Source organism: Rhodococcus sp. IEGM1428 (assembly GCF_050321865.1).
Taxonomy (GTDB): Bacteria; Actinomycetota; Actinomycetes; order Mycobacteriales; family Mycobacteriaceae; genus Rhodococcoides.
This window is the reverse complement of sequence record NZ_JBNQFW010000003.1, coordinates 495,098-508,925: the sequence shown is the minus strand read 5'-3', so window position 1 is coordinate 508,925 and position 13,828 is coordinate 495,098. Positions and strand designations below refer to the sequence as shown.

General features: G+C 65.8%; 8 protein-coding genes. 6 read left to right on the top strand and 2 right to left on the bottom strand.

The genetic code is table 11. The annotated features are described in order from the left end of the window. Positions 1 to 3 precede the first annotated feature (3 nt). The 5 genes from ACQR3T_RS17215 (at position 4) to ACQR3T_RS17195 (ending at position 7,913) form a co-directional block, all read left to right on the top strand. Positions 4 to 2,511: a LuxR C-terminal-related transcriptional regulator gene (locus ACQR3T_RS17215; RefSeq protein ID WP_428694272.1), complete on the top strand. Its 2,508-nt coding sequence runs from the start codon at positions 4 to 6 to the stop codon at positions 2,509 to 2,511. A gap of 60 nt (positions 2,512 to 2,571) precedes the next feature. Beyond that, positions 2,572 to 3,693 carry a hypothetical protein gene (locus tag ACQR3T_RS17210; RefSeq protein WP_428694271.1) on the top strand — a complete coding sequence of 374 codons (1,122 nt, stop codon included), beginning with the start codon at positions 2,572 to 2,574 and terminating at the stop codon, positions 3,691 to 3,693. Continuing rightward, positions 3,690 to 5,333, top strand: a complete 1,644-nt coding sequence (locus ACQR3T_RS17205; RefSeq protein WP_428694270.1) for an Hsp70 family protein — start codon at positions 3,690 to 3,692, stop codon at positions 5,331 to 5,333. Before ACQR3T_RS17210 ends, ACQR3T_RS17205 begins: the two co-directional genes overlap by 4 nt. 75 nt (positions 5,334 to 5,408) lie before the next feature. Next, entirely contained in the window at positions 5,409 to 6,707 is a 1,299-nt protein-coding gene (locus tag ACQR3T_RS17200) for a S1 family peptidase (protein WP_032376204.1), read from the top strand. Positions 6,708 to 6,785: 78 nt separating this feature from the next. Next, complete coding sequence (locus tag ACQR3T_RS17195) at positions 6,786 to 7,913, top strand: S1 family peptidase (RefSeq protein ID WP_428694269.1); 1,128 nt, start codon at positions 6,786 to 6,788, stop codon at positions 7,911 to 7,913. A 69-nt stretch (positions 7,914 to 7,982) separates the two neighbouring features. Here ACQR3T_RS17195 and ACQR3T_RS17190 read toward each other — a convergent pair whose 3' ends face one another. Next, positions 7,983 to 8,633: an ammonium transporter gene (locus ACQR3T_RS17190; RefSeq protein ID WP_428694268.1), complete on the bottom strand. Its 651-nt coding sequence runs from the start codon at positions 8,631 to 8,633 to the stop codon at positions 7,983 to 7,985. Between the two features lie 593 nt (positions 8,634 to 9,226). Between ACQR3T_RS17190 and ACQR3T_RS17185 the strand changes: the two genes are divergently transcribed. Beyond that, positions 9,227 to 12,568, top strand: coding sequence for a (Fe-S)-binding protein (locus ACQR3T_RS17185; RefSeq protein WP_428694267.1), 3,342 nt, complete (start codon positions 9,227 to 9,229; stop codon positions 12,566 to 12,568). 118 nt (positions 12,569 to 12,686) lie between these two features. Here ACQR3T_RS17185 and ACQR3T_RS17180 read toward each other — a convergent pair whose 3' ends face one another. Then, positions 12,687 to 13,679 (bottom strand): diguanylate cyclase domain-containing protein, encoded by a 993-nt coding sequence (locus tag ACQR3T_RS17180; protein WP_269602546.1) that lies wholly within the window; start codon positions 13,677 to 13,679, stop codon positions 12,687 to 12,689. Positions 13,680 to 13,828: the final 149 nt, after the last annotated feature.

Genomic DNA, 13,828 nt, shown 5'->3' with positions numbered 1-13,828 from the left:
ACCGTGATCAGCATCCGACCATCCCTCGTCGGCGTCGAACGCGCCGATCGTTTCGTTCGTGATGCCCTCGACATCACTGGTTTTCATGTTGTCGTCGGAGTGAACGGGTCCGGTCGTTCCGCTGTTCTCGACGCGATCGCGGCGTCGGTGGATCCGCATTCGGGCAGCATCGCCGATGCACCGTCCGGCTCGACGGTTCTCGTCGACGACGCGCATCTGCTGTCGGAGCAGAGGTTGGACGAGATCGCTGCGGCGGCGACTCGCTCGGATATCACGCTGGTCGTGGCGACGGCTCCGCGCGAGTTCGACTCTCGCATCGAGAAGTTGATAGCGTCGGCCGGTTCCGGTCGACTGACTCTGGTTCCGCTGGACAAGACGTCGATCGCCGCACGAGCAGCCGCCACTGCACGGCCCATCTCTGCGGCACTGGCCAATGCGATCGCGAAGTCCACCGGGGGAATTCTTGCCGCCGTCGACGCCGCTCTTGCCGCGCTCGGCGCAGAACTTTCCGACCCGGCTCCCCTGAGAGTGGTTTCCGAAGCCGTTGCTGCACAGCATCGTCGGATGTTGCTCGACACCGCCGACGACACTCGGGCACTGCTGCTCGCGGCTCGATTCGGTATCGCTCCCGAGCCCGCGACGGCCGCGCAGCTCGTCGCGCGCTCGAACGAGGTCGAATCTGTCGTCGACCACGCCTGCAGCTCCGGCTTGATCGACTCCACCGGCGCATTGGTTCCGGCCGCCGAGGTTCCCTTGACCGAGCTGATCGGCGATCGGCGCTGCGGCGTCCTGCTCCATTCCGTCGCCGACGTCGCAGCCCGATCCCACCTGCTCGATGCCACCGCCGCGCGTGCGCTGGCGCAGCGCGGCGTCGTTCACGCAGGTCTGGCCGATTTTCTTGTACAGCACGCAGATTCGGCGTCTGTCGAGACTGCAGGCGCGCTGTACGACGCCGCTGTCGATGCCGGTTTCGATCCGGCGGCGCTCGCCGCCCGGCGGGCCGAGGTCGCGGCCGCCGCCGGCGATCTGGACGAGGCTGGGCGCTACGCCGATGTGATCCTCGACAGCGCCGCCGTCTGCGACTCCTCGGATCTGCGGACAGCGGTTCGAGTTTCGGCCTCGATTGCCGCGCAGCGCGGAATGCTCTCCCGCAGCGCGCAATTGTTCATCTGGCTCGGCGAGGATCGACTCGGGCCCGATGGGGTGTGGGCCGCTCTGTCCGCTGCCGCAGCCGGTGATCGCGGCGGCGCGGACCGGTCGATGACCGCCGTGTCCGCGCTTGCGCCGACGTCGAGCACTGCATCCGGCACCTTCCTGGTGGCCGGTGTCCTCGGGTCCATCGATTCTCGCAGTGCAGCCGAGTCGAGCGCGGCCGCACACTCGTTGATGCGCGCAATGTCGTTGACCGGCAACGTCTCCGATCGTTCGTGTGCCACCGACACCGCCGCGGCCGTCGCGGCCCTTCATGCAGTGCACTGCGGCGACCTCGCTCGCGTCGATTCCATCCTGGCGCGGGCGCTGCCGGAGCGGCGTCCAGGATCCGAGGCACACACCCGACTGATCCTCCTGGGGGCTTGGGCGTCGATGCTGCGGGGCGATGCAGCCGAGGCGAGCTCTGCGCTCGATGCACTCCGGATTCCATTGTCCCACATGCGCAATCAACTCTTCCTGCACGCGATCAGGGTAGGCCTGGCACGCAGATCGGGTGACGCAGGATCGCTGATGACGGCATGGACCGGTGCACAGAACGTCATCGCCGAATACTCCGCAGATCTGTTCGCACTGCTACCTCTGGGCGAATTACTCTTGGCTGCAACCCGACTCGGCCAGGTCGACCGCGTCGAACATCTTGTGGGGCAGGCCTCCGATCTGCTCGCATCGCTCGGAGATCCGCCCGTCTGGGCGTCGGCGCTGCACTGGTATCAGGTGCAGGCGGCCATCGTGGCGCAGACTCCCGACGCGCTGGTGCCGCACGCCAAGGCTCTCGCGGCAGCCGCTCCCACCCACCCCTACAGCGCCGCCCTCGCCGCGGCCGGTCGCGCCTGGCTCGGCGTGTTGCAGGGCAGGCCCGATCCGACCGAGGTGGAGAATTCGGCACGAACGCTGACCGCGTTCGGACTGCCCTGGGACGGAGCCCGATTGGCCAGCGAGGCGGCGCTGACCGTCAGCGATACCGCGACCGCAACCGCACTGCTGCACATCGCCAGGTCGCTGCGTCAAACCGGATCGCAGCCGCCCAACTCGCACCGACGCGACAGTTCGGGAACCACGCCGACACCGACGGGTTCGCTGAGCGAACGCGAGGCCGAGGTCGCCGAGTTGCTCGTGCTCGGAGTCACGTACCGCGAGGTGGGCAGCCGCCTCTACATCTCCCCGAAGACCGTCGAACATCATGTGGCTCGAATACGGCGCAGGCTCGGGGCGGAGTCTCGTTCGGAGCTCATCTCGATGCTGCGGGCCATGGGATACGGAGGCTCCACCAGCGCAGCGAGCGGCACTGTAACTGTGTGAGGGCCCGAAGCGACATAACGACCGACCACCGGTAACCGATCAGAACAGGCAGCAACCCCCATGACCGAGCAGCCCGGCAGTGTGAGGATCGGCACGCCGGACGTCGGCCTCTATCTGGACGACGAACGCGCCGTCGCCGCGGTGTCGCATCCCATTGCGCCCGGCCCGTCGCTGCACCTGGCGTCGCTGCACTCGACCGTGCTCAACACTTATCCAGACGGCACCGTCTCGCTCGGTGACGCACCCGACGAGAAGTCGGAGGCGTACACACACTTCCTCGACTCTCTCGCCGACGGCGTCGGCGTCACCGGCAGCAAGGGCACCGTCTTTCCGGCCGAGCAGCTGACGTCGATGGCCCTGTTGTGCCTGCTCACCGAGGTGGCGTCGTCAATCGATCTGCAACCCGGCGACCTCGCCGCGGCCGCCACCTACCCGGCCCGCTGGACGGCCGATCAGGTCTTCGGATTGCGTTCGGCGATGAATGCGCACGGCCTCGCGCACGTGTCGCTGGTGGCCGAAGCGGAGGCGCTCGCTGTGTGGAATGCGTCGGTACGAGCGACCCTCGAGAGCATGGACACAGCGGTCGCCGCGGCGCGCGGTGCTGCGATTCTGGCCTCGGAATTCCCCGTCGACGCTGTGACCGAACGGATCGCGGTGCTGTCCCCCACACGATCCGACCGTCGCCCTCTGTTCGCGGCGGCGGCGTTCGCCTCGGCGTTGATCGTCGGCGCGTCCCTGATAGCGCTGCAACTGGGGACCTCCACCGACACGACGGTGCCCACCATCGGCAACGCCCAGCTGATACCGCCGACGACGTCGTCCGGGACCGGAGCCGGTGGCCCGATCGATTTCCCGACCGTCGTCGTGGAGCCGGCCGCCGAGATCGCCCCGGTCGCACCTCTTCCGCTGGAAACTACCGAAGACACGCGCCCGGCCGAAACCTCCGAGAACCCTCGAAGCAAGCCGGATCCGACCGAGATCGACACCCGCCCGGCGCTCGAAGCGCCCGGGACCAGAGACCGCGAAGAACCGCGTGAGACCACCGATCCGGTCGAACCCGAACCGGAGGTCCCGGTCGAGGGACCGGGCGACGACACCGGCGAGACGACCGAACCGGAGTCGACAGACACACAACCCGTGACCGAGCAGGCACGTGACGCAGCGACAGAGGGAACTCGATGAGCGGTGCGGGGCATCTCGGAATCACCGTCGGCAACACCAGGTCGGTGGCGGTCCACCGCGTCCGCGCCGACGACGAGCCGACGGTCGTCGTAGTACCGACAACTCTGAGATTCGACGAGGACGGCCGCGCCCATCTCGGCGAACCCGCCGACACAGCGCCCTTCACCCGGTTCGTCGACCTGGTCGGTCAGCAGGAGGACCTCGAACCCGACGCCGCCGCGTACCGCGCCGAGGACCTGATGGCCAACGCGGCCAATTGCCTCGTCACCATGATGTCCTCGGCAACCGAGTCGGCGGACGCACCCGTGACGACCATGACCTACCCGACGCGATGGCCGCGCGAGAGCGTAGCGCTGCTGCGTGATGCCCTCGATCACGCCGGCCTCACCGCAATCGCACTGGTGCCCGACGCGAAGGCCGCCAGCACCTTCGCGCAGCGCAACCCCGGCACGGCCGCCACGGTGATAGACATCGGTGCCACCGGCACCGACATCTCGACGTATCCCGGAGGCGGAACGGTTCGCACCACCGCCGTCAGCGGAGACGTGTTCACCGACGCACTGTTCGATCACGTGGTGACCGATCGCGAGCACATCGATCTGTCCGACGCCGCAGTCCTGGCCGCCCTCACCGGCGTCGTTGCCTCCTGCGAGGCAGCCAAACATGCGCTCAGCACGGACGAGCAGGCCACCATCTCGGTCGATCTGCCGGGCCTGTCGCAGACCACGACCGTGACGCGAGCCGAGTTCGCAAACCTGGTCGCGCCTTCGGTCCGCACCCTCGACGTGCCGCAGACCGGCACCGTGGTGCTCACCGGAGGCAGCGCCGAACTGGAGTCGGTGACGGCGGAGATTGCCGAACGGACGTCGGGCCGGCTGGTTGTCGAGCCACTCGCAGCGCCCCGAGGCGCACTGCTGCTGGCCGAGGTCGACGATGTCGACGGCAATTCTCTCGTCACCGGTGCCGCGCCGATCGTCACCCGCAACGACGGCACCGATTCGCTCGACACCGACGCCATTCCTGTTGTCCCGCCGGAGAAGTCCCTCGCCTTCTCCGAGGCCCTACCGGCGGTGGCACCGATGTTCGAGCCCTCGGAGTTCCGGTCCCACCCGGTCGAACCGGCCGAGGAGAACGCGTCGAACACCGGTGACGTGCCGGCTGTTCTTGCCCCGGCTGGCGCGTCGACCGAGGCGAAGAAGGAACGCAGCGAACAGTCGCGCACCATCACCACCGTCATTGCCGGTGCTGCGGCAGGCGTGGTGATCGTGCTGGCAATCGCGGCAGTCAGCGGCGTGTTCGGCAGTTCGCCGGCCCCGACGCCCCCGGCCGTCACCGACGCGGGCTCGCCGGTCGTCACCTCGACCCGCACGCCGTCGACCACTACCGTCACTCCCGCTCCAGCCGTCGTCGTGCCGGAGGAGGTCGACGAACCGACCTACGAGCCGTACACCCCGCCCCAACCCACACCGCTGCCTGCGCCGCCGCCGGCACCGATCCCCACGCCGCCGCCCGTAGTCGCCACCACCGTCCCGGTGCCGACCACGACCCCGGTGACGACAACCCCGGCCGCGACGACCACAACGGCAGCTACTACTACGACTGCAACAACACCGACATCTTCCGATACTGATACCCCCTGACCTGCGCAAACACTGGTTCAGCGGCTCATGCCCTAGGGTGGGGCGCTGATACCAAGCACCCGATGAAGGGATTTCATGCGTAACACCGGGGCTCTGCGTACTGCAGTGCTGTGCTCGACGGCTTTCGTTCTGTTCGCTTCGTTCTCCGGTACAGCGGCCGCCGAGCCCGTTGTCCAATCTCCCGCCGATCGGCTTCCCGCAGAGCTCGTCGAGGCTGTGCAGCGCGATCTGAAGATCTCCCCGCAGGAGTATCTCGATCGAGCCGCTCGTGCGCAGGAATTGTCCGCCTACGCATCGGACTTCCGCGCCAGCCGCCCCGCCGATTTCGCCGGCGCATGGATCGGACCCGACGGCAACGCCGTCGTCGCCGTCACCTCCCCCGCTGCAGCACAGGCAGTGGCCAAGGACGGATACGCCACAGCTCAGTCGCCGGTGTCGGCGGACGGGCTCGAGAAATCGCTCGCAGACCTCAACGGGTGGATCGCCGGCCTCCCCCGTGAGATCTCCGAGCAGATCAACGGAACGGCCATCGACTTCATCGACAACCAGGTCGTCATCGACCTGGTGAACAGCCCGATCGGTAGCGCGCTCAACCTGCCGACGCTGCTGGCCAACATCAAGGTCATCCTCTCCCCCGGCGGAAACAAGCCGGTCGACCCGACTCCCATGGGCGGCGACACCTATGTCACCAGCACCGGGCCCATCGCCGACGCTCCGACCACCGACATCAGCATCTGTTCGTTCGGATTCAACGCCGTCGACAAGTCCGGCAAAGCCGTCAATTTGACTGCCGGACACTGCAATCCGAACAAGGCTACCGGAGCCGGCGGCGCACCGGTGTACCTGCCCGATCCGGCGGACATTGCGCGGAGCACCCAGATCGGGTCGTTCGATCGGTCGAGCCTGGGCGCACAGGACGGCCTCGACTGGTCGGTGATCGCCCTGAACGACAGCGGCATTGCGTCCGGTCTCGACCGTCCCACCGTCCGCGGAGCCAACGGCAGCACCGTCACGATCACCGGAACCGCAGCACCCGTGATCGGAGCGCCGGTCTGCAAGTCCGGTCAGTCCTCGTCGTTCACGTGTGGCGTTGTTGCCGCCGACCGCGTCGAGACACAGCTCTACATGGAGGACGGCACCTCCCGCACGGTTCGTGGATTCGCCAGTACCGCGTGCACTCTGGCGGGCGACAGTGGCGGTGCCATCGTGACGGGAACACTCGCGCTCGGAATCACCAGCGGATCCAACAGCGGTGGCGCGCCCGATTGCAACGAGGCGAATCTGGCGTTGGCGCAGTACGGCGGCACCGCGAGCCTGGGCATTCCCATCGATCAGGTCGTCGACGCAACCGAAGCGACTCTGCGAACCGAATGAGCAGGTAGGTCGGCAGCTGCCCACCCCCTATAGTCAGTGAACGGCATCACATCGTGGATGCCTCGGGGGAGGGGTTCGATGCGTCGCCGTGCGCTGGGGTTGTCGATGGTTGCTGTGTCGTGCGTGGTGGCAATGGCAGTGTTCGCTCCTGTCGCCGCTGCCGCGCCGGCGGTAGGTGCAGATCCGGTCCTGCCACCCGAGCTGGCCGACGCCGTGGCCCGCGACCTCGGGCTCGATCCGCAACAGTTCCTCGACCGAGCCGACGCGGCTCGCCGGTTGGCGGAGTTCGCCTCCGCCGTCGGTTCCGAGGCTGTCACGGGTACCTGGCTCGATGCGGACGGTCGGCCTGTCGTCGCGGTCGCGGACGGCCCCACCTACGCCGAGGTGGCCGACGCCGCATCGGCCAACGGATTCGTAACGGTCGCGCCCGGGATAGAGATCCCGCAGGGAGTGCGCGACGCCGTCGACCCGCTGCTGGAGCTGCTTCCCTTCGACCTCGCGCCCACTGCCGGTCCGATTCGCGCCAGTTCCTATCTCGGCGGAGACAGCTTCCTCGCGGGCACCCCGGCCGGCCTCGGTCTGCGTTGCTCACTCGGATTCAATGCCGTCGACCCGACGCGTGGTTCGGTCAACATCACTGCGGGCCATTGCGATCCGGGCGCAGCCGACACCGGTTCCGCAGCGTCGACAGGCGCGTATCCGATGTACGGGAGCCTCGTCGGATCGAAGTTCGGCTCGTTCTATCGAACCAGCCAGTCCCACAACGATTACGCCTTGATCGACATCGACGACGCCAACGTCGGAGAATTCGAGAGCAATGCGGTGCGAGTGCCCGGCTCGGGACCGCTGCACGTCACCGGAACGGTGAATCCCATCGTGGGTGCACCGGTCTGCAAGTCCGGTTCCAGAACCGGATTCAGTTGCGGCACAATCCTGTCCACGGGCCGCAGCGTCGCCATGGGTGAGGCCGTCATGGACCGTAGCTTCTCAACTTCCATCTGCGCCCTCCGCGGCGACAGCGGTGGACCGATCGTCAGCGGCACCCTCGCCGTCGGCATCGCCAGCGCATCGAACGTGGGCGATCAACCGTCCTGCGAAATCGCGATGGTGTTCAGCATGCTGCAGGGCCAGCGACCCGAACTGTTCGCCACCCCCATCAACGATGTGTTGGCCGAGAACCCCGGTCTGACGGTTCGCACGTCGTAGCCGGCACGCGCTTCGAACGACGCAGGGCCCGCACTCTCGACGAGTGCGGGCCCTGCGTGAAGCTGGAGGCTACTTGGCCCACACAGTGGTGCCGGGTGCCGCATTCAGCGTGTTGATCAAGTCGATGCCCGCGACGACCAGAGTGGGTCCACCGGCGGTAATCGTGCCGATGATTCCACCAACTCCTGCTCCAGTCACCAATCCCGGAAGGCATCCCGCCGGAAGTGTGACTACACAACCGATTGCCGCACCGATCGCCGTTCCGGTCAAACCACCGATGGCGGTTGCAATACCGAGCTGCGAGGAGAAGTTCTGCTGTGCCGCGAGGTTTTCCTCGGGCGACGCGACGGTCGTGGCACCGATGCTGCGCGAGTTCGCCGAAGCCTTGGTGAAGTCGAGGTTCGGGATCAGGCGCAGGGTCTTGCCGTTGTCGTCCACGTTCTGCTCGTACGGGAAGTTCAGTCCACCCAGGTTGAACGACAGCGGGAGGGTGACGAGGGTCTTGTCGGCGGCGTCGAGGACGTCGACCGTCTTGCCGTCGTCGGCAACCTTGAAGACGCCCGCATCGATCGTGGTGACGATGGTGCGGTCTTCGAGCTCCACGGAGTAGTTCGTATCGGGGGTCGTGCTGGACTCGGGTTGCGCGTACGCAGTTCCGCTGGCCAGACCCATAGCTGTTGCTACGAGGGCCGAAGTGACGACCAGTTTGCTGAGTTTCATGTGGAGTTCTGTTCCGTTTCTGTGCAGGGAGTGCTTGGCAGTACCGCTAGGCAACCGTCAAACGCAAAGTCACCCCGATGACCCTTTTGCGACTTTTGGTGCGACCGAAGTGTAGCGCACGAATCGTACCGTTCGTTGTCCTTTTGCAACTGCTCCGACACCTAGCAGTTACCAACTGTCACAAACATTTTCGATTTCCGGTGCACACGGGGCCGTGGGGCCTCACCATGTCCCGAAAAATGTCGTTCGATCGGCCGAATACATCCCAGAAAGGAACGACGGCCCCACAGGCAATCGGGCCCACCGTAGCAACGATTCCGGCAGCGCAACGGGCAGGTTAGGACTGCCTTCTAGACAGCACCCGAGAGGCCTGCGCATAACGTGACCTACGAGACAACCTACTGACGAGTTCAGCCCGCCCGTCGGATGGCCTCACTTCGATGCCCACCAGCGTCGCTCGCCAGGACGATGCTAAGTTACCCATCAGTACAGTTATGTAGCTACCGACGAGTAACATTGGCTGTCATACAGTTCGACGGGCTTGAACCAGCGGTAGCTGTCCCAGCTGCCACCCCACAGCGAAAGGCCACGACATGAACGCCCTGACGATCACGTTGGGCACAGTCGGTGCTCTGCTCAGCCTCGTGTGTTGGTACGCCTTCATTCGTGGGGCCCTGCGCATGTTCAACATCGTGAGGCTGGGTCAGCCGGCACCCGACCGTTGGCGACCGATCGTCCCCCGCTTCAAGCAGATGATCATCGAGTTCGCCGCCCACACCAAGATGGTCAAGTTCCGTACCGTCGGCTGGGCGCACTGGCTGGTGATGATCGGCTTCATGGTCGGGTCCGTGTTCTGGTTCGAGGCCTACGGACAGACGTTCAACCCCGAGTTCCACTGGCCCATCGTCGGCGACACCGCGATCTACCACCTGATGGACGAGATTCTCGGGCTCGGCACGGTTATCGGCATCACCACGCTGATCATCATTCGCCAGCTCAACCACCCGCGGAAGCCCGAGCGTCAGTCGCGCTTCGCCGGCTCCGGGTTCAAGGCCGCCTACTTCGTCGAGGCCGTCGTGCTCATCGAGGGCCTGGGCATGGTGTTCGTCAAGGCGGGCAAGATCGCCACCTACGGACACTCGAACCCGTACACCGACTTCTTCACGATGCGCCTCGCCGAGCTGCTGCCGGCCAACTCCAACATGGTCTCGATCTTTGCGCTGATCAAGCTGATGTCCGGCATGATCTGGCTCTACATCGTGGGCACCCGCATCAACTGGGGCGTCGCGTGGCACCGCTTCACCGCGTTCCCGAACATCTACTTCAAGCGCATGGACGACGGCACCGTCGCCCTCGGACCGGCCAAGCCGATGATGTCCGGCGGCAAGGTCCTGGAAATGGAAGAGGCCGATCCCGACGTCGACGCGTTCGGCGCAGGCAAGATCGAGGACTTCAGCTGGAAGGGCTGGCTCGACTTCACCACGTGCACCGAGTGCGGCCGTTGCCAGTCGCAGTGCCCCGCGTGGAACACCGGCAAGCCCCTCTCCCCCAAGCTGCTGATCATGTCGCTGCGCGACCACAGCCACGCCAAGGCCCCGTACCTGCTGGCCGGCGGCAAGAAGGACATGGCCGGTGACGAGGTCGGACTCGTCGACTCCGAGGGCAACGTCGATCAGGCCAAGCTCGACGCCATCCCGCAAGCCGCCCGTGACGAAGCCGATCGCAAGCTCGTCGCCGACGCCATCGAGGGCGGCATCATCGATCCCGAGGTGCTGTGGAGCTGCACCACCTGTGGTGCCTGCGTCGAGCAGTGCCCGGTGGACATCGAGCACGTCGACCACATCATCGACATGCGCCGCTACCAGGTGCTCATCGAATCGGAGTTCCCGTCCGAGCTCGCAGGTCTGTTCAAGAACCTCGAGAACAAGGGCAACCCGTGGGGCCAGAACTCCAAGGACCGTCTCAACTGGATCAACGAGATGGACTTCGACATCCCGGTCTTCGGCCAGGACGCCGATTCGTTCCAGGACTACGAGTACCTCTTCTGGGTCGGCTGCGCCGGTGCCTACGAGGACCGCGCGAAGAAGACCACGAAGGCCGTCGCCGAGCTGCTCGCCACCGCAGGTGTGAAGTTCATGGTGCTCGGTGCCGATGAGACCTGCACCGGCGACTCCGCTCGCCGTGCGGGCAACGAGTTCCTGTTCCAGCAGCTCGCGATGCAGAACATCGAGACACTGAACAACGTGTTCGACGGCGTCGAGCAGACCAAGCGCAAGATCGTCGTCACCTGCGCCCACTGCTTCAACGCACTCGGCAACGAGTACCCGCAGGTCGGCGGCGACTACGACGTGGTGCACCACACGCAGCTGCTCAACCGCCTGGTGCGCCAGAAGAAGCTGATCCCGGTGGCCTCGGTCAGCCAGGACATCACGTATCACGATCCGTGCTACCTCGGCCGTCACAACAAGGTGTACGACGCTCCGCGTGAGCTCATGGCCGCGTCTGGCTCCAACCTCAAGGAGATGCCGCGTCACGGTGAGCGGTCCATGTGCTGTGGTGCCGGTGGCGCTCGCATGTGGATGGAAGAGAATATCGGCAAGCGCATCAACATCGACCGGGTCGACGAGGCACTCGCCACCAACCCCAAGAAGATCGCCACAGGTTGCCCGTTCTGCCGCGTGATGCTCACCGACGGTGTCACTGCCCGGCAGGAAGGCGGCGCGCACGAGGGCGTCGAGGTTGTCGATGTCGCGCAGCTGATGCTCGAGTCGATCACCCGCGTCGAGTCCTCGGTGTTGGCCGAGAACATCAAGGTCATCCCCCGCGAGCGCACCCCTCAGGAGGAGCTGGACACCGAGAACGCTGCCGAGGTCGAAGAGGCCGAGCGCATCGCACCCGTCGAGGAGCCTGCGGAAGCGAAGTCCGCTCCGGCAGCTCCGGCTCCGAAGGCCGGCGGCGGATTGAAGATGAAGGGTCTGGCCAAGGCACCAGGGGCGAAGGCACCCGGTTCCGCTGCCAAGACCGACACCGCCGAGCCTGACACCGAAGGGGCCGCTCCCGCCGACGCTGCTCCGAAGTCGAAGGGTCTCGGAATGGCCGGAGGCAAGGCACCCGGTGGCAAGGGTCTGCAGATGAAGGGCAAGGCTCCCGGTGCGAAGGCGTCGGCACCTGCACCTGCCGACGCTCCCGCGGCGTCCGACGCACCCGCCACAGCCGAGGCTTCCGAGTCGACCCCCACCGTCAAGCCCAAGGGCCTGGCCGTGAAGTCGGGCTTCAAGAAGCCGGGAGCCAAGGCACCGGGCAAGCCCGCCGAGGCTGCACCGGCGGCTACAGCTGCCCCCGAGGCCGCGAGCGAAGCCGCGGAATCAGGTGCTGTGGCAAGCGAATCCAAGCCGACCGTCCAGCCGAAGGGCCTGGCCGTGAAGTCCGGATTCAAGAAGCCGGGAGCCAAGACCGCGAGTGCCCCTGCGGCGAAAGCTCCGGCTGCCGAGGCACCTGCTGCTGAGGCATCGGCTTCCGAGGCACCAGCTGCTGAGGCCGCGACCTCGGAAGCACCCGCTGCCGCAGAGCCTGCTGCAACGAATTCCGCTGCAACAGAATCCAAGCCGACCGTCCAGCCCAAGGGCCTGGCCGTGAAGTCCGGATTCAAGAAGCCAGGCGCACGGACACCGGGTGCGGCGGCCGCTGCACCTGCCGCGCCGGAGAAGGCAGAGCCCCACAAGGCCGAGCCGACGCCGGAAGCCGAGGCACCGAAGGCAGAAGCAGCTGAAGCGTCGGCGACGGAAGCACCGGCCGCCGAGGCACCGAGGGCAGAGGCGTCGGACACCGAGTCCGATGCGACGTCCACCGGTTCGGATGATCGGACTCCACCCAAGCCGAAGGCCGGTGGACTCGGATTCGCTCCGGGGGCAAAGGTTCCGGGCCGCCGGAAGTAACGCCTCGACAGTCGCACAGCCGTCGAAAAACTGCACCCCCGCACTCGCGTGCGGGGGTGCAGTTGTCTGATCTGGTCCACAACCGTGATGAGGACCATGCTCGCCGAACCGCCGCGCTCTAGCGATTGGATCCGAAGCGGCGAGCCGCCAGCCTCTTCCGTCGATACAAGTCACCGTCTGCGTCCAAAAGCAGTTGGGCAAAAGTGTCCGGAACCGGTGGGCCGGTAGCTATTCCATAACCGATCGGAGTCGAACTTCTGCCGGCGAGCTCGGCGGCCAAATGCTCTGCATCAGCACCGATACCTCGCAGTACGGCGACGAATTCGCCTCTACTGATCCGCGCCAGCACCGCACTCGAAGGCAGGGCAGCACTCCAGACTTCGGTCAGCCGGCGAAGCGCACGATCACTCGTCACCTGTTCGTCGCCGGTGCCGGCGTGCTCGAGTTCGATCACGATAGCGGTGATCTGCTCGTCGCGCTCCTGTGCACGATCGATCAGCTCGGCTGCCGCGGCGACGGCACCGGTGCGATTCCACACCGAGGTCAGCGGGTCGCGTAGCACCCCGAAGAGAAGGGACGCCACGAGCGAGCCATAGATCTCGGCCGAGGCGAAAATGCATGCTGCCCAGAGGAAGTACCACAAGACCGGCGGGTTTGCAGGCGAGAGCGCCAGCACCAGGACGGCCGACAGTGCGATCGTCGCGCACACCAACCGTGCAGTGAATGCCACCGAGCACACACCGCGCACATACATAGCGATGAACATCAACGGGATCAGGGTCCACAGCAACGCAACCAGATGTTCGTGGAACAGGGCCGCACTCAACGGGGCACCGACAGCACACCCCAACGCGAAGGAATGCTGCCAAACCCGGACGCGACGCACAGACAGAGCGAATACTCCAGCTGCGCTCGCGCACATCGCAATCACGTCACCGGAGGCCGATAGCGAGTAGGAATCGAACACAACGGCTACGAACGTGGAACTGGCATAGAAGACGAACAGAACTGCAAGCAGTGGAAACAGAATGCGACGATAGCCGCTCACGAAGCTCTTGGCGCGCGTCTTGTTTCCGTATATGTTCGTCGTCCACTCCGGTCGAATACTCACAGTCACCAGTGTCCCAGCCGACTACAGAGTTCTCGCTCAGCGGCGGTATTACCCCATCGGCTTCACCCCCTAATTCACCCCGGCAGGGTGCGTTTCACCTTCGGGTTCACAACGATGTTGTCACTACGCAGTGATCTGTCACTGTTCAA